17 protein-coding genes and 4 tRNA genes are annotated in these 22385 nt (G+C 54.3%); 3 read left to right on the top strand and 18 right to left on the bottom strand.

Translation table 11 applies throughout. From position 1 onward, the window contains the following. Positions 1-15 precede the first annotated feature (15 nt). The 10 genes from QLQ17_RS11035 to QLQ17_RS11080 all read right to left on the bottom strand — a co-directional run bounded on the left by QLQ17_RS11035 (position 16) and on the right by QLQ17_RS11080 (position 9362). Entirely contained in the window at positions 16-1866 is a 1851-nt protein-coding gene (locus QLQ17_RS11035) for a SurA N-terminal domain-containing protein (protein ID WP_283209633.1), read from the bottom strand. A gap of 170 nt (positions 1867-2036) precedes the next feature. Beyond that, positions 2037-2309: a non-specific DNA-binding protein Hbs gene (gene hbs / locus QLQ17_RS11040; RefSeq protein WP_283209634.1), complete on the bottom strand. Its 273-nt coding sequence runs from the start codon at positions 2307-2309 to the stop codon at positions 2037-2039. 237 nt (positions 2310-2546) lie between these two features. Beyond that, positions 2547-4964, bottom strand: a complete 2418-nt coding sequence (gene lon / locus QLQ17_RS11045; protein ID WP_283209635.1) for an endopeptidase La — start codon at positions 4962-4964, stop codon at positions 2547-2549. 153 nt (positions 4965-5117) lie between these two features. Continuing rightward, the gene (gene clpX, locus QLQ17_RS11050; protein ID WP_283209636.1) at positions 5118-6401 is read right to left on the bottom strand and encodes an ATP-dependent Clp protease ATP-binding subunit ClpX; all 1284 of its coding nucleotides are present in this window, start codon (positions 6399-6401) and stop codon (positions 5118-5120) included. Between the two features lie 78 nt (positions 6402-6479). After that, entirely contained in the window at positions 6480-7115 is a 636-nt protein-coding gene (clpP, locus tag QLQ17_RS11055) for an ATP-dependent Clp endopeptidase proteolytic subunit ClpP (protein WP_283209637.1), read from the bottom strand. 168 nt (positions 7116-7283) lie between these two features. After that, complete coding sequence (gene tig / locus QLQ17_RS11060) at positions 7284-8591, bottom strand: trigger factor (RefSeq protein WP_283209638.1); 1308 nt, start codon at positions 8589-8591, stop codon at positions 7284-7286. 209 nt (positions 8592-8800) lie between these two features. Then, positions 8801-8885: transfer RNA gene (locus tag QLQ17_RS11065), tRNA-Leu, on the bottom strand. Between the two features lie 87 nt (positions 8886-8972). After that, positions 8973-9048 (bottom strand) — tRNA-His (locus tag QLQ17_RS11070). A 110-nt stretch (positions 9049-9158) separates the two neighbouring features. Beyond that, a tRNA-Arg gene (locus tag QLQ17_RS11075) sits at positions 9159-9235 on the bottom strand. A 50-nt stretch (positions 9236-9285) separates the two neighbouring features. Beyond that, positions 9286-9362 (bottom strand) — tRNA-Pro (locus tag QLQ17_RS11080). Positions 9363-9550: 188 nt separating this feature from the next. Between QLQ17_RS11080 and folD the strand changes: the two genes are divergently transcribed. Then, a complete protein-coding gene (gene folD, locus QLQ17_RS11085; RefSeq protein WP_283209639.1) occupies positions 9551-10408 on the top strand; it encodes a bifunctional methylenetetrahydrofolate dehydrogenase/methenyltetrahydrofolate cyclohydrolase FolD in 858 nt (285 codons plus the stop codon). Between the two features lie 33 nt (positions 10409-10441). Here the strand turns inward: folD and QLQ17_RS11090 are convergent, their stop codons facing one another. The 4 genes from QLQ17_RS11090 to QLQ17_RS11105 all read right to left on the bottom strand — a co-directional run bounded on the left by QLQ17_RS11090 (position 10442) and on the right by QLQ17_RS11105 (position 16416). Further along, entirely contained in the window at positions 10442-10843 is a 402-nt protein-coding gene (locus QLQ17_RS11090; RefSeq protein ID WP_283209640.1) for a hypothetical protein, read from the bottom strand. Between the two features lie 179 nt (positions 10844-11022). Beyond that, positions 11023-13203 (bottom strand): malate synthase G, encoded by a 2181-nt coding sequence (locus QLQ17_RS11095; protein ID WP_283209641.1) that lies wholly within the window; start codon positions 13201-13203, stop codon positions 11023-11025. Positions 13204-13354: 151 nt separating this feature from the next. Then, the gene (gene cysS, locus QLQ17_RS11100; protein ID WP_283209642.1) at positions 13355-14737 is read right to left on the bottom strand and encodes a cysteine--tRNA ligase; all 1383 of its coding nucleotides are present in this window, start codon (positions 14735-14737) and stop codon (positions 13355-13357) included. After that, positions 14734-16416, bottom strand: coding sequence for a glutamine--tRNA ligase/YqeY domain fusion protein (locus QLQ17_RS11105; protein WP_283209643.1), 1683 nt, complete (start codon positions 16414-16416; stop codon positions 14734-14736). The genes cysS and QLQ17_RS11105 overlap by 4 nt, the downstream gene beginning before the upstream one ends. 135 nt (positions 16417-16551) lie before the next feature. Between QLQ17_RS11105 and QLQ17_RS11110 the strand changes: the two genes are divergently transcribed. Together QLQ17_RS11110 and QLQ17_RS11115 are read left to right on the top strand one after the other, a co-directional pair. Next, entirely contained in the window at positions 16552-17061 is a 510-nt protein-coding gene (locus QLQ17_RS11110; protein ID WP_283209644.1) for a peptidylprolyl isomerase, read from the top strand. Then, positions 17058-17783 (top strand): UDP-2,3-diacylglucosamine diphosphatase, encoded by a 726-nt coding sequence (locus QLQ17_RS11115; RefSeq protein ID WP_283209645.1) that lies wholly within the window; start codon positions 17058-17060, stop codon positions 17781-17783. The genes QLQ17_RS11110 and QLQ17_RS11115 overlap by 4 nt, the downstream gene beginning before the upstream one ends. 161 nt (positions 17784-17944) lie before the next feature. Here QLQ17_RS11115 and QLQ17_RS11120 read toward each other — a convergent pair whose 3' ends face one another. From QLQ17_RS11120 to QLQ17_RS11135, 4 genes are all read right to left on the bottom strand, one after another. Further along, positions 17945-18655 (bottom strand): amino acid ABC transporter ATP-binding protein, encoded by a 711-nt coding sequence (locus QLQ17_RS11120; RefSeq protein ID WP_283210156.1) that lies wholly within the window; start codon positions 18653-18655, stop codon positions 17945-17947. Positions 18656-18753: 98 nt separating this feature from the next. Beyond that, positions 18754-19839 carry an amino acid ABC transporter permease gene (locus QLQ17_RS11125; protein ID WP_283209646.1) on the bottom strand — a complete coding sequence of 362 codons (1086 nt, stop codon included), beginning with the start codon at positions 19837-19839 and terminating at the stop codon, positions 18754-18756. Beyond that, the gene (locus QLQ17_RS11130) at positions 19839-21026 is read right to left on the bottom strand and encodes an amino acid ABC transporter permease (protein ID WP_283209647.1); all 1188 of its coding nucleotides are present in this window, start codon (positions 21024-21026) and stop codon (positions 19839-19841) included. The genes QLQ17_RS11125 and QLQ17_RS11130 overlap by 1 nt, the downstream gene beginning before the upstream one ends. Before the next feature lie 91 nt (positions 21027-21117). Next, entirely contained in the window at positions 21118-22107 is a 990-nt protein-coding gene (locus QLQ17_RS11135; RefSeq protein WP_502867384.1) for an amino acid ABC transporter substrate-binding protein, read from the bottom strand. Between the last annotated feature and the right edge of the window lie 278 nt (positions 22108-22385).

Consider the following 22385-nt stretch of genomic DNA (forward strand, 5'->3'; position numbering starts at 1 on the left):
GGGTGCCTTTTCTGGTCAGGGCCGCTCGACCTCAGCGCGATTCCTCAGATACTCCTGATAAGCCGCGTATTCCCGTTGCCCGCTAATCGTCGACAGGAATCTGGTCAACTGCTGGTATTCCTGACTGTCGGCATCGACCTCACCTTCATTGACCTCATCCAGCGCAATGATAGTGGCGCTGTCACCGGCCAGGTGGGAACCATAGACCGTTTCGCCCTGCGGACGCTGAAGCGAAAAGACTTCCGCCATCAAAACCGGATTCAGAGAGGAACCGGTCCGCGCCTGATCTGCATGGTTCGTCCATTCGCCAAGCCCCAGTGCGGACGCATCCTCGCCACTGCGCAAGCTTGCCACAGCCTCTTCAGCGCGCTGAGCCAGCGCTTCCCGGGTTTTCTGACGAGTAAGAATATCGCGGATGTCGGAAGCAACATTTTCGAGCGGCTGCTGACGGGCTTCCTGATAGCTGGACACTCTCGCCACGACTGACATGTTGTCGCCAACATCGATCAGCTCAGTGTTATATCCATCCTCGAGCACGTCCTCAGAGAACAACTGACGCACCAGGCCCGCATGATCAAAGGGTGGCTCGCCACCGTCGCGGGTGACCCCTTCTTTCGTGCGAACCTCCAACGACAATTCTTCGGCCGGAACAGTCAGATTGTCTTCAGCGTAAGCAAGATCCGCCAACTCGGTGCGAACTTCAGCAAAGCGCTCATTTGCACGGCTGCGGGCCAACTCTCGGGTGAGCTTCTCTTCCAGCTCTGCCAGCGGCGGGACTTCAGATTTGCGAACATCCGTCAGCTTGATCAGATGAAGACCAAAGCTGGTAGCCACCGGCTCAGATACTTCTCCCTCTTTGAGGGCAAACAGGGCGTCTTCAAACGCCGGGTCATACACGCCGCGGCCTGCGTACCCAAGGTCACCGCCCTGCTCTGCAGAGATAGTATCGACTGAATACTCCTCGGCAAGCTCGCTGAAGGATTCGCCTTCCGCCAGACGTTGCTGGATCGTCTTCATGACCTCTTCCGCATCGCCACCATCCTCGATGAGAATGTGGGACGCCTGGCGCTCCTCACGGGCCAGATCGGCAGCACGCTCCTGATAATAGCTCTGCAGATCCTCCTGACTCACGTCAATGGTCTCTGCCAATGCCTCAAGTGACAGTACGATGTAACTGGCTTCCACCTGCTCAGGGAGCTTGAACGCATCGGAGTTCTCTTCGTAGTAACTCGCCACCTCTTCTTCAGATACCTCAACCTCATCGCTGACCATTGAAGCTGGCAGCGTCAGCGTGCGGAAATCGCGTGTCTGGTTCTGAATAGACAACAGATGGGAAGCGTTCTGGTCGACCACCAGGCCACTCTGAACCACGCCGGTACGAATCTGATTGATGACGTACTGCTTACGCATGGTCTCGCGGAACTCGGCCACACCCATGCCCATGTTACGAACCGACGATACGAATCGGTCGCGGTTAAAAACACCGTCTACCTGAAACTGCGGCATCTGGGTAATCAGGGCATCAATGTCAGCGTCTGACAATGCCAGGCCCTGCTCACTTGCGTTCTGAGTCAGAACTTTCTGACGAATGAGAGACTCCAGAACGTCCTTACGGATCTGGTCTTCATTCAGCAAAGACTGGTCCGGCGTTTCCATGCGAGAAAGCTGACGCTGGCTTTCTATCTGAACCACCCGCATGAATTCCCGTTCGGTTATGTCTTCTCCGTTCACTGTGGCTACTTCCGGTTCTCCGGAGAATCCACCAATAATGGCATCCATCCCCCAGATCGACAGTGAGACAATCAGCAGACCAATGATGATTTTGGCAATCGTGCCCTGGGAATTCTCCCGAATATCTTGAAGCATGTTTCTCCCGGATCCCTGATCGGTGTCTTGAAGGGTCACTTAACGTAAAAAGGCGCATCCGGTCAGGAATGCGCCTTGGAATTCTTTCGGAGCCAGCAACCTGCGAATCGGACTCGTTGGCTGCTCGCTCCGGCAACAACCCGAAGGCCGCCGCCAGAGGAAAGAGTCCGTTACTTAACGGCGTCTTTCAGGGCCTTGCCTGCTTTGAAACCAGGCACTTTAGAGGCCGGAATCTTGATTTCTGCGCCAGTCTGCGGGTTGCGGCCGGTACGCGCGGCACGCTCTTTCACAGAGAAGGTGCCGAAACCGATCAGAGTAACCTGATCGCCTTTTTTCAGAGCACTGGTGATGGAGGAAGTCATTGAATCCAGAGCACGACCTGCTGCTGCTTTGGAAATGTCTGCGGATTCTGCAATTGCGTCGATTAGTTCGGACTTGTTCACACTAAACCCCTTCGATTTTAGGTTGAAGATGTTATAGGTTGGATTGTTTTTTTGGACGTTCCCGACTATCGCATAAGCGGTCAGAGAATTCCATTCTTCACTTTTATTATTCCTTTACGGCTTGACACCGGCGTTCGGAATACACACTAACTGCGCGGGAGCCCTTGGTATTGGCTGCGTCACGGCGAAACAGTTATACCAATGGGCTCTCTGGCCTGTCAACAAAACTCAACGTGTTTAATGTGTATTTATTCGCTCGGAGCTATCACTTTCGTCATCACGAGGGCTCTTTCCTCCGGCCTCCGATACCGACTCCTCAGACATGGGTTCGGGGGGATAAGCCAGGGCAATGTCCAGCACTTCGTCAATCCATTTGGCCGGACGAATCTCCAGTGACTCCTTGATGTTATCCGGTATCTCTTTGAGATCACGAACGTTTTCATCAGGAATGATGACGGTCTTGATGCCACCTCTGTGGGCCGCCAACAGCTTTTCCTTGAGCCCGCCAATCGGCAGGACGCGCCCTCTCAGCGTGATCTCACCGGTCATTGCAACGTCTGCCCGAACCGGAATCTGGGTCAGCGAAGAAACCAGCGCGGTGCACATCCCGATACCGGCACTGGGACCATCTTTTGGCGTGGCACCCTCCGGAACGTGAACGTGCAGGTCGTACTTTTCATGGAAATCGTCTTTGATCCCGAGACCAAGTGCACGACTTCTGACTACTGTCAGCGCCGCCTGAATGGATTCCTGCATCACGTCACCGAGCGAGCCAGTCTTCACGACACGGCCCTTACCCTTGGTCAGAGCACATTCGAGAGTGAGCAATTCGCCGCCCACCTGGGTCCATGCAAGGCCTGTCACCTGACCGACCTGATTCTTTTCTTCCGCCAATCCGAATTTGAACTTTTTGACACCGGAATAATCTTCCAGCATCTCCGGCGTCAGCGTCAGGGACGCCTTGTCGTCGCTCTCAACGTGGTTGCGCACCACCTTGCGGCAGATCTTTGCAATCTCACGTTCGAGACCACGAACGCCTGCCTCGCGAGTGTAGTATCGAATCAGATCCCTGAGCGTATCCTCCGGTAGCTCCAGCTCATCCTTGCGCAGTCCGTTGGCCTTGATTTGCTTTGGCAGCAGATATTTCAGCGCAATATTCACCTTCTCATCTTCCGTGTAGCCTGGAATCCGAATGATTTCCATACGGTCCAGCAGGGCCGGAGGGATGTCCATGGAGTTGGACGTGCACACGAACATCACGTCTGAGAGGTCGTAGTCCACTTCAAGGTAGTGGTCATTGAAGGTGTGATTCTGCTCGGGGTCCAGCACTTCAAGCAGCGCCGAGGCCGGGTCGCCACGATGGTCCATACCCATCTTGTCGATTTCATCGAACAGGAACAGCGGGTTCTTCACGCCGACCTTGGACAACTTCTGAAGCAGCTTGCCCGGCAGAGCACCAATATAGGTCTTGCGGTGACCGCGGATTTCCGCCTCGTCTCTCACACCGCCCAGCGCCATGCGGGTGTACTTGCGGTTGGTGGCACGAGCCACAGACTGCCCCAGAGAGGTCTTACCCACACCCGGAGGTCCCACGAGGCACAGCACAGGGCCTTTCACCTTCTTCACCCGGCTTTGGACCGCCAGATACTCGAGGATGCGTTTTTTGACCTCGTCCAGACCGTAATGGTCTTCATCCAGAATTTCACGAGCCTTCTCGATGTTGTGGCGCACGCGGCTGCGCTTTTTCCAGGGGATGGACAACATCCAGTCAATGTAACCCCTCACCACCGTTGCTTCGGCAGACATGGGCGACATCATTTTCAGTTTGTTCAGCTCGGTTTCGGTTTTCTTCTTGGCTTCTTCGGGCAGGCCGGCTTCTTCCAGCTTCTGCTCCAACTCTTCAAAGTCGTTATTACCCTCGCCCAGGCTGCCCATCTCTTTCTGGATGGCCTTCATCTGCTCGTTCAGGTAATACTCTCGCTGGCTACGCTCCATCTGCTTTTTGACGCGGCCACGAATACGCTTCTCAACTTCTATGAGGTCGATCTCGCCGTCGAGTTTGCCCAAAAGCAAATCAACACGCTTGCGAATGTCCAGCGCTTCCAACAGTTCCTGCTTTTCCGGAATCTTCAGCTCCAGGTGAGCCGCCATGGTGTCTGCCAGCCGCTCGAGCTCGGTGATACCAGTCAGGGAATTGGAGACTTCGGAAGGCACCTTGCGAGACAGCTTGACGTACTTTTCAAACTCGTCCATCAGAGTCTTGACCAGCACATCCTGCTCTCGCTCTGGCAGCGCATCTTCATCAATGAGCATGGCATGGCCAGCGAGAAACTCGTTTTCGGTAATATCACTGATGGTTGCGCGCGCATTACCCTCAACCAGCACTTTTACTGTGCCATCAGGCAACCGCAACATTTGCAGCACAGTGGCCAGCGTCCCCATCTCAAAGACATCCTTAGCGCCTGGCTCATCCGTAGACGCGTCTTTCTGGGCCACCAGCAGGATTTCCTTGCTGCCCTCCATCGCCGCTTCCAGGGCCTGGATGGACTTCTCGCGGCCCACGAACAGGGGCACTACCATGTGCGGGAACACCACCACGTCACGAAGCGGCAGCAGCGGGTATTCTTGCACAGTTTCTTCAGGTATCAGGGTCATAGAAAATCCTCTGACGGTGTTTCTTTCAGCATATCACCCTTCATTGGGGCGACAGGAAAAAATGCAATCTTTTAGGGGACAGAACTGGAATCCTGGCCTTCGGGCGGACACAAAAAAAGGGCGTCACCGCCCTTTTTTTTGTCTGCCGGACACTCAGTCTTCCGGCACCGCCTTGGCATGGTCGCTATTGGCGTAGATTTTAAAGGGCTCGGATTGGCCCTTAATAACGCTCTCATCGATCACCACTTTGGAAACGTCATGTTCAGACGGAATCTGGTACATAGTATCCAGAAGCGTCGCTTCCATGATTGATCTCAAGCCGCGAGCACCGGTTTTGCGCTCCATAGCCTTGTTCGCAACCGCGCGCAGAGCATCTTCCCGGAAATCCAGCTCGACACCTTCCATATCAAACAGCTTCTGATACTGCTTGGTCAGTGCGTTCTTGGGTTCGGTAAGAATCTGCACCAGCGCAGCCTGATCAAGCTCGGTCAGAGTTGCGACGACCGGCAGACGACCCACGAATTCCGGAATAAGACCATACTTAACCAGATCTTCGGTTTCGACGTCCTTGATGATGTCGCCCATGTTCTTGGTGTCGTCCGGGCTCTTGACCGTTGCCGAGAAGCCAATGCTACTGCGTTCCGAGCGTTCCTGAATCACTTTATCCAGTCCAGCAAACGCACCACCGCAGATGAATAGCATATTTCCGGTATCTACCTGCAGAAATTCCTGCTGAGGATGCTTCCGGCCGCCCTGAGGCGGAACCGACGCGACAGTACCTTCAATAAGCTTGAGCAGAGCTTGCTGCACGCCTTCGCCCGATACATCACGGGTGATGGACGGGTTGTCAGACTTGCGGGAAATCTTGTCGATCTCATCGATGTAAACAATGCCACGCTGGGCCTTTTCCACATCGTAATCACATTTCTGCAGCAATTTCTGGATAATGTTTTCGACGTCTTCACCCACGTAACCGGCTTCGGTCAGTGTGGTTGCATCAGCAATCGTGAACGGCACGTTCAGCATGCGGGCCAAAGTTTCTGCCAGAAGCGTCTTACCACTACCGGTAGGACCAATCAGCAGAATGTTGCTTTTGCCCAGTTCCACCTCTGCCTTGCCTTCGCCGTAGCGCAATCGCTTGTAGTGGTTGTACACAGCAACCGATAGCACCACCTTTGCACGATCCTGGCCGATAACGTATTCGTTCAGCGTGTCGCGGATTTCAGCAGGCGTCGGGAGGCGATCACTGGCCTCTTCCTGCGCGTTCTCCTGAATTTCCTCGCGGATAATGTCATTGCACAGGTCAACGCACTCGTCGCAGATGAACACCGAGGGCCCTGCAATGAGCTTACGGACTTCATGCTGGCTCTTTCCGCAAAACGAGCAGTAAAGCAACTTGCCGTTATCGTCGCCTCTGCCGTTTCTATCATCTGCCATTGAAATACCTCTGAGCTTGATTTGCCGGCGAACTCACCCATGTACGCCGACAGGGAATGTTGCGATTACCGTTCAGTATTATTTATTCGGCGTACGCTTATCAAGTATAGAATCGATCAGGCCATACTCCTTAGCCTGCTCGGGATCCATAAAGTTGTCGCGTTCTGTGTCTCTCGCGATGGTCTCCATATCCTGCCCGGTGTGCTTGGCAAGGATACTATTCAGCGTATGCCGGATCTTCAGGATCTCACGGGTATGGATTTCGATATCCGTGGCCTGGCCCTGATATCCACCCAGTGGCTGATGGATCATCATTCTGGAATGAGGCAAACACGCACGCTTACCTTCCGCACCGCCTGACAGCAGAAACGCCCCCATACTAGCCGCCTGCCCGACACAGAGAGTGGCAACATCCGGCTTGATGAACTGCATGGTGTCGTAGATCGACATGCCAGCCGTCACTGAGCCACCTGGGCTATTGATGTAGAGATGAATATCCTTGTCCGGGTTCTCAGACTCCAGAAACAACAGCTGGGCCACGATCAGGTTGGCCATGTGGTCTTCCACCTGGCCAACCATGAAAATCACCCGCTCTTTCAACAGACGGGAATAGATGTCGAACGACCGCTCACCACGAGCCGTCTGTTCAATAACCATGGGAACCAGGCCGGAATTAGTGACCATTGCGGGGCCATCGATTGGTTTCTGCGTCATGATGCGCGTGAACTCCTTATGGACAATTGGGAGTGACAGATATCCGCCACAGTTTTCTTGTTCAGTGTAGCCCTTACTCTGCCAGCAAGGGCCCAAGATGAAAACAGCCGGACATGCCGGCTGTTGTCTGTCGCGAACTTACCGGGCTTTCAAACCGGCTTGTTTGGCTCAGCCTTGCTGTTGCTGACCGGCCTGAATCGCTTCCTCGTATTTCATCTTCTTCTCTTTCACCTTGGCCTGCTCAAGGATCAGATCAACAACCGCATCTTCCAGAACCGCAGATTCAATCTGCTGCTTCTGCTCAGGGCTGTTTTGGAAGTGTGCAACCACTTCTTCTGGTTGTTCATACGTTGATGCGATTTCCTGGATCTTCGCGTCTACTTTCGCATCGTCTGCTTTCAGGTCGTTCTTCTTGACCACTTCCTGGAACAGCAAGCCCGTCTTGACGCGACGTTTCGCCTGCTCTTCAAAGATTTCCTTCGGCAATTGCTGGAAATCTACCTGGCCGCCGAAACGCTGAACAGCGTCCTGACGCAGACGATCAATTTCCTGATCAGCCAGTGCTGCTGGAACATCAACTTCAGTGCTCTCAAGCAGTCCTTCAACCACATCGTTTTTGACTTTGTTAGAGATGGCCTGCTTCAGCTCACGCTCCATATTTTTCTTAACTTCTGCACGGAAGGTTTCTTCATCTTCCGCTTCGATACCAAACTTCTTGAAGAATTCGGTATCCAGCTCAGGCAACTGAGGCTCTTGAACATCGTTAATCTTGATTTCGAACTTGGCCGGCTTGCCTGCAAGCTCTTCGTTCTGGTAGTCCTCAGGAAAAGTCACTTCGATTTCAAACTCTTCGCCTGCTTTCCCACCTACGATGCCCTTTTCGAAACCAGGGATCATCTGACCAGAACCCAGAGTCAGCTTATGATTCTCGGCGGCGCCGCCTTCGAACTCCTCACCATCGATGAAGCCTTTAAAATCAATCAGCACCACGTCCTTGTTTTTGGACTTGCGCTTGACCGACTTCATGGTGGCCTGCTGACGACGCAGGTTATCAATCATGTTATCAACGTCTTTCTCGCCGATTTCAGTGTTCGGCTTCTCAACAGAGATCTTGCTGAAGTCGCCCAGTTCGATTTCTGGAAGAACTTCAAAGATGGCAACAAATTCGAGGTCTTTGCCTTCTTCCATGGTCTTGGGCTCAAAGCGTGGCCAACCAGCAGGGTTTACATCCTGCTCCTGGATTGCTTTCACGTAGTTGTCACGCATGGCTTCGCCAACGATTTCCTGGCGAACGCTGGCCCCGAAACGACGCTTGACTTCTCTCATGGGAACCTTGCCTGGGCGGAAACCGTTCATCTTTACGGTACGGGCCGTTTCTTGCAGCTTGGCCTGCACTGCCTGGTCAATTTCCTGCGCGGGCACACTGACCGTCAGCCGACGCTCAATGTTGGAAGTCGTTTCAAGAGACGCTTGCATGGAAGATCCTCAAATTACAGATTCTGTATGTGAATGAAATTGTTGCAAAAAGGCCAATCAAGTCCGGGTTTGTCGGAAAGAGGCCAAAATTAAAGTGCGACAGTTTATCACGGTTTGCGGTGTCGAGAGAATCACCCGCGAGGCTTGTGTTTCAAAGATCGAAGAGGAAATTGCCCTGATTGCCGGGCCATCGTTCAGGAGAGGGAAAATGGTGCGAGCGGAGAGACTCGAACTCTCACGGGTTGCCCCACTGGAACCTAAATCCAGCGCGTCTACCAGTTCCGCCACGCTCGCACAGCCAAGCAAGACTCTGAAATGCAATTTCAATCAGGAAAGTCCAACTTTTGCGGAAAACAGCCTTGAAGCATATGAGGGAGAAATTGGGGTGGGCGAAGGGGATCGAACCCTCGACCGCAGGAATCACAATCCTGAGCTCTACCAACTGAGCTACGCCCACCACAGTCAGACGTATTATCGGGATGACTCCCAACAAATACTTACTTCCAGATACAACAGGCTAACTTTGCTGACTCGGTGTCTCCGGGACGGATCAAACCGTCTGCGGTATGGCGCGCCCGGCAGGACTCGAACCTGCGACCACCGGCTTAGAAGGCCGATGCTCTATCCAGCTGAGCTACGAGCGCATAAACCGTTCGCTCACCTGACGTTCACCACCAATCGATCGTAAGAAAAGTGGTCGGGGTAGAGAGATTCGAACTCCCGACATCCTGCTCCCAAAGCAGGCGCGCTACCAGACTGCGCTATACCCCGTCTGAACTGAACAACAGATACCTCAGCAAAGTTGGCGCGCATATTACCGGCGCCGATCCGGTCCGTCAACACGCATTTCATCTTTTCCCTTTTGACCGATAACCAGCGGCCGGGAAGATTGGCTGAAAACGGTAACCGTGAGACAATGCTGCGCCTTTTGATTCTCGCATAACCGACAAGACAAAGACATGACCGCTGAACTTATTAACGGAAAAGAAATCGCTGCCAGCGTGCGCCAGGAAGTCGCCGCAGGCACTGAAGCCCGTCGCGCCCAGGGCTTGCGTGCGCCTGGCCTGGCCGTCGTTCTTGTAGGCAATGACCCGGCATCCCAGGTTTACGTGGGCAACAAGCGCAAAGCCTGTGATCAGGCCGGTATTGTGTCGCTTTCCTACGATTTGCCAGCCGATACGTCCCAGGAAGCACTGGAAGCCTTGATTGACGAGCTGAATGAAAATCCTGACGTGGACGGCATCCTGGTTCAGCTTCCATTGCCCGACCACCTGGATGCAGATCCGATCCTGCTGCAAATTCGGCCCGACAAGGATGTGGACGGTTTTCACCCGTTCAATATCGGCCGCTTGATGCAGCGCAAGCCTGCCCTGCGCCCCTGTACGCCGGCCGGAGTGATCACCCTACTGGACAGTATCGGCACTTCCTACAAAGGTCAGCACGCGGTAATTGTCGGTGCCTCGAATATTGTGGGGCGCCCGATGACTATGGAACTGCTGATGAAAGGCGCAACCGTCACCATCTGCCATCGATTCACGAGAGATCTCCCCAAGTTTGTCGGTGAGGCGGATATCCTGATTGCGGCTGCTGGCAAACCGGGGCTGGTTAAAGGCGAATGGATCAAACCCGGTGCGACCGTTATCGATGTGGGCATCAACCGGATGGAGGACGGAAAACTTCACGGTGATGTTGAATTCGAGGCTGCCTCCGAACGAGCAGCTTACATCACCCCGGTCCCCGGAGGCGTTGGCCCAATGACCATCGCCACTTTGCTACAGAACACCCTTTACGCGGCGAACGAGCTGCACGCCGACTAACCTCCACCAGCCCGGCTACAGGCACCAGCGTTATCACTCGCTTCCGGCAGAGATGCGCTCAGACAGCTGCTGGTGCCTGCTCATAATGCTCTCGATGCGCTCAAGTGACTCCTTGACTGCCGTTTTTACACCTTTTTCAAACTCGATACCGACGAAAGTGGATCCATCTTTCTCATCAACGTGCCTGACTTTAGCAGCGACGCCATCAGCGCTGATTTCTCCAACCTCGGTTTCGAGGCTGAGGCTGATCTGGATCGACTCCTGACTCTGCAGGCTCTCGGCCAGCCCCTGATCAGGACGAATGCCCATGCCAAGGCTGTTATAGTCTGCCACTTCAACAGTCACCCAATCGCTGGAAAACAGGTTCTTCTTCACCCGCACCCAGGCCTGCATGGATATCCATGGCAACCTTTTCCGTCGACGTCTTTCGACCATGACTGTCATTCTCCCCTTCATCAGCAGTGTTTGTAGATACTTCTTCTTGATATCAATACTTACGAAGAACTAAAACATGGAGACCACCGAAGAGTGACCTGTCTCTCACTATGGCGATTTTTATTAACCAGGCACAAAAAACCCGCCAATAAGGCGGGCTTTTGCGAGATTGACCCTGATTACTGGCCAAACTTCTCTTTCGCTTTCAAGCGGTAAGCGTGCAGAAGCGGCTCTGTGTAGCCGTTCGGCTGCTCACGACCTTTCAGAACCAGATCCATCGCCGCCTGGAATGCGATACTGTCATCGTAATTCGGCGCCATGTTGCGATAAGACGGGTCGTTGGCGTTCTGACGATCAACTACCTCTGCCATGCGCTTCATGGTTTCATGAATTTGCTCTTCAGTGCAGATACCATGGTAGAGCCAGTTGGTCAGCAGCTGTGATGCGATACGCAGAGTCGCGCGGTCTTCCATCAGGCCAACATCATTGATGTCTGGCACTTTGGAACAACCGACACCGCTGTCGATCCAGCGGACCACGTACCCAAGGATGCCCTGGGCGTTATTATCCAGCTCTTGCTGCACGTCTTCCGCAGACAGCGAGCTTGGGTCGTCCATAACAGGAACGGTCAGGATGTCATCCAGGTTCGCGCGAGTGCGACTTTCCAGTTCTTTCTGGATGTCGGCCACACTAACCTGATGATAGTGAGTCGCGTGCAGGGTTGCCGCTGTCGGAGACGGAACCCAAGCTGTGTTGGCACCCGCTTTCGGGTGACCGATCTTGGCTTCAAGCATGCCCGCCATCAGATCCGGCATAGCCCACATGCCTTTACCGATCTGGGCAACGCCGCGGAAACCGGTTTCAAGACCAATGTCTACGTTCCACTGCTCATACGCCTGAATCCAGGTTGCCTGCTTCATCGGACCTTTACGGATGAATGGCCCCAGCTCCATGGAGGTATGGATTTCGTCACCGGTGCGGTCAAGGAAGCCAGTGTTAATGAACACGGCACGCTCTTTTGCAGCGTTGATGCAGGATTTCAGGTTCACCGTGGTGCGGCGCTCCTCGTCCATAATACCGACCTTCAAAGTATTGGCCGGCAGCCCAAGTGCATTTTCAACGCGACCAAAGAACTCGTTCGTAAAGGCGACTTCTTCCGGGCCGTGCATCTTCGGCTTAACAATATAAACAGAACCCGTTGTGCTGTTCTGCAACTGGCCAGTGCCCTTCAGATCATGGATTGCGATCAGGGAGGTGACCAGGCCGTCCATCAGTCCTTCCGGTACTTCACTACCGTCTTTCAACAGGATCGCCGGGTTGGTCATCAGATGTCCGACGTTACGAACAAACATCAGACTGCGACCTTTCAGGACCAGCTCACCGCCTTCCGGCTTGCTGTAAGTGCGGTCACTGTGCATCTTGCGGGTCATTTGCTGACCGCCCTTCTCGAAGGTTTCTTCCAGATTCCCCTTCATCAGGCCCAGCCAGTTGCGATAGGCCAGCGCCTTGTCGTCAGCATCAACGGCAGCAACAGAATCTTCGCAGTCCATGATGGTGGTCAACGCGGATTCCATCAGCACGTCTTTTACGTGTGCGCCATCGTCCTTGCCGATCGGATGACTGGCATCGATCTGGATTTCGAAATGCATGCCGTTCTTCACCAGAAGAATGCCAGTCGGGGCATCGGCAGCGCCGGTGTAGCCTACGAAGCCGGCTTCGTCTTTCAAGCCAGTGGTTTCACCGTTCTGAAGTTTGACGACCAGCTTTCCACTTTCAACGGTGTACAGCGCCGCATCTTTGTGGCTGCCAGAAGCCAGTGGTGCAGAGCTGTCCAGCAGGTTGCGGGCGAATTCAATCACCTTGGCGCCGCGAACCGGATTGTATCCACGGCCCTTTTCGGCACCGTCTTCTTCGGAAATTACATCAGTGCCGTACAACGCATCGTAGAGGCTGCCCCAACGAGCGTTTGCCGCGTTGAGCGCGAAGCGGGCATTCATTACAGGCACAACCAGCTGCGGGCCTGCCATTGTGGCCACTTCCGGATCCACATTGGTGGTGGAAATTTTAAAGTCTTCCGGCTCGTCAACCAGGTAGCCGATCTCTTTCAGAAAACCTTTGTACTCAGCCATGTCCAGCTTCTGACCTTTGTGGTCACGGTTCCAGCTGTCCATTTTTTCCTGGATGGCGTCACGCTTGGCGAGCAGCTCTTTATTACGCGGAGCCAGCTCGTGGACGATGGCGTCAAAGTCCGCCCAGAATTTATCAGCATCAACACCGGTACCGGGAATCGCTTCGTTGTTCACAAAATCGAGCAGATTCTTCGCGACCTGAAGGCCGCCGATTTGAACGCGTTCTGTCATCGTTGTTTGCCTCAGTGGGTTACTGTATTCGGTGCCCTGCGCCAAGGTATCCGGCAGGGCCATTCTAATTTGAGGGCAGCATTGTACGAGAAATTGCCTATAAGGTCATTCCTCAAAAAGCCTCAGACGTCTATCGGCCACTATTCAGCGGCTAGCCACGTCGCCAGCTTGTGCCTTCACGACTGTCATCCAGGATGACGCCTTTACTGGCTAATTCGTCACGAATTCGGTCTGCCTCAGCGAAGTCCTTGTTCTTTCGCGCGTCTGTGCGCGCCTGAATCATGGTTTCAATCTCATCTGCACTCAGCTCGCCGTCGACGCCTGCCTGAAAGTAGGCCTCCGGGTCCTGCTGCAATAATCCAAGAATACCACCAAGCCTGACCAGAACCGCTGCACTACGTGACGCCTCATCGTCATTCCCATCGCGACGGTACTGGTTGATTTCATTGGCAACGCTGTGAAGCACGGCCATGGCGCCTGCAGTGTTGAAGTCGTCATTCATTGCGTCGCAGAAACGCTGATCATGTTCGCCCTCCGGCACATTCTTGGCGGGCACAATGCCTCGCAATGCCTGGTAAAGACGATTCAGCACCCGCCCCGCTTTGGCCAGGTTTTCTTCCGAGTAGTCCACCTGGCTGCGATAGTGACTGGAGACCAGAAAATACCGCACAACCTCCGGCAGATAACTCTCAAAAATCTCACGGATGGTGAAAAAGTTGCCCAGAGACTTGGACATCTTTTCCTTGTTTACGCGAATAGCACCCGCGTGCATCCAGGTATTCACAAACGTTTGACCGCTTGCGCACTCAGATTGCGCAATTTCGTTCTCATGGTGGGGAAACAGCAAATCCGGCCCACCGCCATGAATATCGAACGTATCGCCCAGGCAACAACTGGACATGGCGGAACATTCGATGTGCCAACCGGGACGCCCATCCCCCCAGGGTGACGGCCAACTGACCTCACCCGTTTTAGCCGCTTTCCAGAGTACGAAATCCGCAGGGCTTCGCTTGGCTTCCTGAACGTCCACCCGCGCGCCGGCTACCAGGTCCTCCAGCTTTTTCTTGCTGAGCTTGCCGTATTCCGGATAGGACTCAACGGCAAAATAGACATCGCCATTATCGGCGGCATAGGCATGGCCGCTGGCCACAAGCTTGTGGATCATCGCAATGATCTCATCGATGTAGGCAGTGGCTCTGGGTTCCTCAGTTGGCGAAAGTACGCCCAGCTTCGCCTCATCCTCATGCATTGCCTTGATCATCCGCTCGGTCAGGTCCGAAAAGACCTCACCATTTTCATCGGCGCGGCGCAGGATTTTGTCGTCGATGTCGGTAATGTTGCGCACATAGTGCACGTCGAAACCGCAGTGACGCAGGTACCGGGTAATGACATCGAATGCCACCAATACCCGGGCATGACCGAGATGGCAGTAGTCATACACCGTCATTCCGCAGACATACATGCGGACTTTGCCCGGCTCGATCGGTTTGAATGGCTCTTTTTTCTGGCTAAGTGTGTTGTAAATGCTAATCACTTGGCTTTGCCCTTTCCCCATGAATCTCGCAGGGTCACTGTACGGTTGAACACCGGACGCCCGGCTTTCGCGGTCAGCTCCTGATCGCAGAAGAAATAACCTTCACGTTCGAACTGATACGGCAGATCAGTGCCCGGAGAGGCCAGGTTCTTCTCGGCGCGGGCGCCTTTGAGAACCACCAGCGATTCCGGGTTAATGGATTCCACAAAATCAGTGTCTTTGTCGCTGTCCGGTGATTCCTCGATAAACAGCCGGTCGTACTGATTAATGTCAACCTCCACACTGTCAGCCGCGGATACCCAATGAATCACGCCGTTGGGCTTGTAACCCTCCGGGTTGACTCCGAGTGTGTCAGGATCTAATTCGCACTTCAGCTCGACAATTTCGCCTTTGTCATCGCGAATGACCTCACGGCAAGTCATCACATATCCGCCACGTAGACGAACGGCCTGGTCTGGCGCCAGCCGCTTCCACTTACGGGGCGGCTCTTCGGCAAAATCCTCACGATCAATGAACAGAGTCTGGCTCCAGGTCACTTGCCGCTCACCCAAATCAGGATTCTGGGGATGCACGGGCAGCACCAGAGTTTCCGTTTTGTCCGCCGGGTAATTGGTCAACGTGACTTTCAATGGACGCATCACGCACATGGCGCGGGGAGCACGGGCATTCAGATCCTCGCGGATGGCATGCTCCAACATCCCGACATCCACTGTACCGCCAGCTTTGTTCACACCGATCATGTCGCAGAAGGTGCGAATACTCTCTGGCGTAAAACCACGACGACGCATACCGGAAATGGTCGGCATACGCGGGTCGTCCCAACCGTCGACGAAGCCTTCATCCACCAGTCGCTTCAGCTTCCGCTTGCTGGTGACGGTGTAGTTCAGGTTCAGTCGGGCAAATTCGATCTGCCGTGGCTGGCAGGGACCGGAAATGTTGTCCAGCACCCAGTCATATAGCGGGCGGTGGTCTTCAAATTCCAGCGTGCACAATGAATGGGTAATCCCCTCCATGGCATCTGAAATGGGATGGGTAAAATCGTACATCGGGTAGATGCACCATTTATCACCGGTCTGGTGATGATCTGCGTATCGAATGCGGTACAGGATCGGGTCCCGCATGTTGATGTTGGGGGAAGCCATATCGATCTTGGCCCGAAGCACCAGCTCCCCGTTGTCGTATTTGCCCTCCCGCATTTCGCGGAACAGCTTCAGGTTTTCTTCCACCGGGCGATCCCGATAAGGGCTGTTCTTGCCGGGCTCTTTCAACGTTCCGCGATATTCCGCCATCTGATCGGCGGACAGAGCACACACATAGGCTTTGCCCTTCTCGATCAATTCAACCGCAAAGTCATAAATGGCATCGAAGTAGTCGGAAGCAAAACGCACATCGCCCGCCCACTCGAAGCCTAGCCAGTGCACGTCCTGTTTGATGGCATCGATATACTCCTGGGATTCTTTTTCAGGATTGGTGTCATCAAATCGCAGGGTGCAGTCGCCATCGAAGGTTTCGGCGATACCAAAATTCAGGCAAATGGACTTGGCGTGACCAATGTGCAGGTAGCCATTTGGCTCCGGCGGAAACCGGGTCACCACTTTGCCCGTGTGTTCGCCTTTGGCTATGGCGTCTTCAATCAGGCTCTGAATAAAATTATGGGCTTTCTTTGACTCGGCGCTCATACATTCCCAATCGTCGGAGTTAATTCTGAAACCGCGTATTATACGCATAAATGGGCGCCCAACTCATGCACATACGCAAACTCTTGAGTACAATGAGGGCAACTTTTACTGCCTACTTCTGAACAGGAACCACTGATGATTCTGCTGAAAACCTCCCACGGTGACATCACACTTGAACTGGATTACGACAATGCGCCAGAAACCGCCAGGAATTTTGAACAATACGTGCGCGACGGTTTTTATGACGGCCTGATTTTTCATCGTGTGATCAGCAACTTCATGGTTCAGGGCGGCGGATTTGAGCCGGGAATGACGCCAAGAAAGACCCGCAAACCCATCAAAAATGAGGCAAACAACGGCCTCAGCAACATGAAAGGTGCCATCGCCATGGCCCGCACCATGGACCCGCACTCAGCCACGGCCCAGTTCTTTATCAATGTCGAGAACAATGGCTTTCTGGACCACACGGCAGAAAACGCGGAAGGCTGGGGATATTGTGTGTTTGGCAAGGTCGTTGATGGCATGGAAACGGTCAACAACATCCGCTCGGTACCCACCACCATGCGCGCAGGCCATCAGGACGTGCCGGCCGAAGATGTGGTGATCATCTCCGCAGAAGTCACCGGCGACGGGGACCCGGCGTGACCATACGGTTTATTTCCGACCTGCACCTGGAAGAATCCCGGCCGGATATCACAGACGCTTTTCTGGCCTTTTTGAAAGACAAGGCCATGAACATCGACGCGCTCTACATCCTCGGAGACTTTTTCGAGGCCTGGATTGGCGACGATGAAAAAACGCCCCTTCAGGAAACCGTTGCTGCAGCACTCAGGGACGTCAACGCCAGTGGCACCGACATCTACCTTATGCACGGAAACCGCGACTTCCTGATCGGTCAGGACTACTGCGACCGCTGCCGCGCCACCCTGCTCGACGACCCGACTGTGGTGGATCTCTACGGCACGCCCTATCTGTTAATGCATGGCGACAGCCTGTGCACCGCCGACGTGGAATACCAGAAATTCCGCGCCAACATGCGAAACCCTCAATGGCAACAGATGATCCTTCAACGTCCCCTGGAAGACCGCAAACAGATGGCGCGCCAACTGCGGGAGATCAGCATGGCGAAAAACCAGGGCAAAGAAGAGTTCATCATGGACGTCACCCTGGAAGAAGTGGTTCGCGAACTGGAATCCCACGGCGTGCAACAGATGATCCACGGCCACACCCATCGCCCCGCCGAGCATGACCTGACCGCTAACGGAGCACCCGCCAAGAGAATTGTTCTGGGTGACTGGCACGAAAACGTCTGGTGGCTGGATGTTGAACCAGAACAGGCTCCAACGCTGCATAAACACCCGCTTTAAAGGTCGAATCGGCTGCGGTGCGGGGTTCCTTTTCTGTAGGTAATAAAGATGTCTGAGCGCAGCGAGTTCTTTTTGCCGTAAGAAAAGGAACCCCGCGCCGCAGCCAGCCCCAACACAAAAAAGCCGGGCAATGCCCGGCTTTTCCAGTTCCCAACACCAAGTCAGTGCTGAAGGATCTGCTTCAGGAACGACTGAGTGCGCGGCTCCTGAGGATTCGTAAAGAACTCGTGAGGCGGAGCCTCTTCCACGATTTCCCCACCGTCCATAAAGATCACCCGGTCTGCCACTGTCTTGGCAAAGCCCATCTCGTGGGTCACACACAGCATCGTCATGCCGCTGCCTGCCAGCTCGATCATGACGTCCAGAACTTCCTTGATCATTTCCGGATCGAGAGCCGACGTGGGCTCGTCGAACAGCATGATCTTCGGCTTCATGCACAGGGCCCGCGCAATGGCGACCCGCTGCTGCTGACCACCGGACAACTGACCCGGATATTTGTTGGCCTGGTCCGGAATCTTGACCCGCTTCAGGTATTCCATTGCGTCAGCCTCCGCCTCCTTTCGCGGAGTCTTACGCACCCAGATAGGCGACAGACAGCAGTTTTCCAGCACCGTCAGATGCGGGAACAGATTGAAATGCTGAAACACCATGCCGACTTCACGCCGAACGGTGTCGATGTGTCGCACATCATCGGTCAGCTCAATGTTGTCGACAATAATCTTGCCCTGCTGATGCTCTTCAAGCCGGTTAATACAGCGGATGAACGTGGACTTACCCGAGCCCGAAGGGCCACAGATAACGATCCGTTCTCCCTGCTTAACCGTCAGGTTCAAATCCTGTAGCACATGGAAGTCGCCATACCATTTGTGCATACCTTCCACGCGTATGATGTCTGACTTACCCTCGGCCTGACTCGGAACCGGGGTGCGTTGCTCGGTTGCTTGGGATTCTTCACTCATGTTGTTACCCATCAGGTCTTGTGACCGGTATCTAGTTTACGCTCAAGGTTCTGGCTGTAACGGGAGATGCCGAAGCAGAACACCCAGAAACAGAAGGCCACGAACACATACCCCTCGATGGCCACATTTTGCCAGGCCGGGTCTGTCACGGTGGACTGCACCGTTCCAAGTATGTCGAACAGGCCGATGATCAACACCAGCGTGGTGTCCTTGAACAGGGAAATGAAGGTGTTAACAATGCCGGGAATAACCATTTTCAGGGCCTGGGGCAGAATGATCAGGCCGGTTTTCTTCCAGTACCCGAGTCCCAGAGCGTCGGCAGCTTCGTATTGCCCACGCGGGATGGCCTGCAAACCGCCCCGGATAACCTCGGCCATATAGGCCGACTGCCAGAGGGTAATACCAATCAGAGCCCGCATCAGTTTTTCAAAGTTTACGCCTTCGGGCAGGAACAGCGGCAGCATTACCGACGCCATGAACAGCACCGTAATCAACGGCACCGCTCGCCAGACCTCGATAAAAACCACACAGAGCCCACGGATGATCGGCATTTCAGAGCGCCGGCCCAACGCCAGCAAAATGCCAATCGGCAATGACGCAATGATCCCTATGTAGGCCAGGATCAGGGTCAGCATCAGACCACCCCATTTAGTGCTCTCCACAACTTCCAGGCCAAACCAGCCGCCCGGAATCATGAAGTAGCCCACAACAGGCAGCCCCGTCAGGCCAAAGAGACCAAACCATTTGCGCCCCGGAAATCGCTCGATGAACTGAGGGACAAACGACAGGGCCATCAGGCCAAACATAAAGTCAACCCGCCACTGGTGCTCTTGCGGGAAGAACCCATAGATGAAAAAGTTCAGCCGCTCACTGATGAACAGCCAGCAGGCGCCGGTGCCCGAACAGTCGCTCGGCTTGTCTCCCAGAAAGGTCGCTTCAAAGAACAGCCAGGTGAACAGTGGTCCTGCACTGGTTATAACCAGATAGCCCACAAAAACGGTCAGCAGGCTGTTGTACCAGCTGGAAAACAGGTTCTGGCGCATCCACGCCACTGGATCGATAGCAATCTTGGGGGGTTTCATCGTTGACTCAGCCATCATCGCTCCTTAATTGCCACGGCCCGGTTGTAGATGTTCATAACCAGGGAGATGGACAGACTGATGGTGAGATACACCGCCATGGTAATGGCAACGACCTCTACCGCTTGCCCCGTCTGGTTAAGAGTGGTGCCCATGAACACGGCAACCAGGTCGGGATAGCCGATAGCAGTTGCCAGCGACGAGTTCTTTGCGAGATTGAGATACTGACTGGTCAGCGGTGGAATGATCACCCGCATGGCCTGCGGGATAACGACCAGCCGCAATGTCAGACCACTGGGTAACCCAAGCGCTTTAGCAGCTTCAGTCTGCCCTTTGCTAACAGACAGAATGCCCGACCGGACAATTTCCGCAATAAAGCTTGCCGTATAAAGCGACAACGCAAACCACAGTGCCGCCAACTCCGGGATAATGGTAATACCACCGCCGAAGTTAAAGCCTTTCAGCTCTGGCATATCCCAGGTCAAAGGCGAGCCTGCGGCCAAATATCCAAGCGCCGGCACAATGATCAGGATGGCAAGCCCGACACGAAATGTCGGAAAAATATCCCCGGTCGCCAGCTGGCGTTTTTTGGCCCAGATACGAAGACCAGTCACCGCCGCAATGGCAACCGCAATGGCGGCCCAGACCAGGCCGAACCCGTCCTGGGTTAAAGGCTCTGGCACGTACAGTCCACGGTTATTCAGGAACACTGCACCAGCAACGTCCACACTCTGACGCGGCGAAGGCAGGCTGCTCAGAACCGCAAAATACCAGAAGAAGATCTGCAGGAGCAGAGGAATGTTCCGGATGACTTCGATGTACACAAGAGCCAGCTTTGCAACCAGCCAGTTGCTGGACAAACGGGCTACACCAATGATGAAACCGATGATGGTCGCCGCCACAATACCCATTGCGGACACCAGCAACGTGTTCGTCAGACCCACCCAGAAGGTGCGACCGTAGCTCATAGTGGCATCGTAGGGGACCATCGACATAATAATGCCGAAGCCGGCGGTTTCATCCAGAAACCCAAAACCGGTGCTGATGCCCCGGCTTTCCATATTCGAAAGAGTATTGTCGATCAGTGTCCAACCACCCCAGAACACCAGGGCAATGGCCACAACCTGAAAGAAGACAGAGCGTACCCGCGGGTCGTACCAGGGTTTTGGTGACGCAGGTTTCGAATCAATCGCTTGTTTATTCATGTGTGTTCCCGAAAAGCTGAAACGCGATGAGGAGAATCACGAACACAAGGGGCGGGCTACCACGGGCCCGCCCCTTGCACGCTTTCAGGTATTACCGGACGGGCGGAGCGTACAGAACGCCGCCGTCAGTCCACAGGGCGTTAACGCCACGATCCAGTCCAACCGGGGTATTCGGACCTACGTTGCGCTCGTACATCTCGCCGTAGTTACCGACGTGCTTGAGGATCTCGTAGCCGAAATCGTGCTGCAGACCCAGTTTAGCCCCCATATCGCCGTCTTCACCGAGCAGGCGCTTGATGGATGGGTTGTCGGATTTCAGCATTTCGTCAACGTTTTTACTGGTCACACCCAGCTCTTCTGCGTTGATCTGAACCGACAGAACCCACTTCACGATGTTGAACCACTGATCGTCGCCCTGACGAACCACCGGGCCCAGAGGCTCTTTCGAAATGGTGTTCGGCAGGATTTTAGCGGAGCTCGGATCAGCCAGCTTGGAACGTAGAGCCGCCAGCTGAGAACGGTCTGAAGTCAGCACGTCGCAACGTCCGGAAACAAATCCCTGCAGGGATTGTTCAGAGGTGTCGAAAACGACCGGCTTGTATTCCATGCCCTTGGCGCGGAAGTAGTCGTTCAGGTTCAGTTCGGTGGTGGTACCGGCCTGGATACAGATGGTTGCACCACTGAGCTCCGTGGCGTCGTTGACACCCAGGTTCTTATTGATCAGGAAGCCCTGGCCATCGTAGTAGTTTACACCCGCGAAGTTCAGACCCAGTGACGCATCACGAGTAAGAGTCCAGGTGGTGTTCCGGGACAGCATGTCGATCTCACCGGACTGCAGCGCCGTGAAGCGCTCTTTTGCGGTAAGCGGAGTAAATTCAACTGCCTGCCCATCACCAAAGATGGCCGCCGCCACTGCACGGCAGGTATCTACATCGATACCGGTCCAGTTGCCCTCATCATCCGGCTGGGAAAAGCCAGGCAGACCACTGGTCACGCCACACTGCAGGTGTCCTTTATCCTTTACCGCTTCCAGGGTAGTTGCCGCGCTCGCAAACGGGGCTGCAAGTACGCCACACAGCATCGCTGTGCCAATGGCAATTGACTTGGTGTTGTTCATTATCGTTTCTCCGTAATACATGAGTTTGAGGAGCATCAACCGGCCAGCAATTTGCGAGCCAAAATGCATCTCATTGTTTTTATTTATTTTCTTAATTTCGAGGCGCGTTGATTTGTGATACAAGCCACAAAATCGGGCACAACGCGCCTCAATTCAGAGCAGGCCCGATTCTGTTTTAACACCTTTCAAAACGCCTCCATACAGAGTAGAAGCGCTCAGACTAAACGACCAGTTTTGGGGCA

Source organism: Marinobacter sp. CHS3-4, assembly GCF_030053415.1.
In the GTDB taxonomy this organism is placed as follows: Bacteria; Pseudomonadota; Gammaproteobacteria; order Pseudomonadales; family Oleiphilaceae; genus Marinobacter.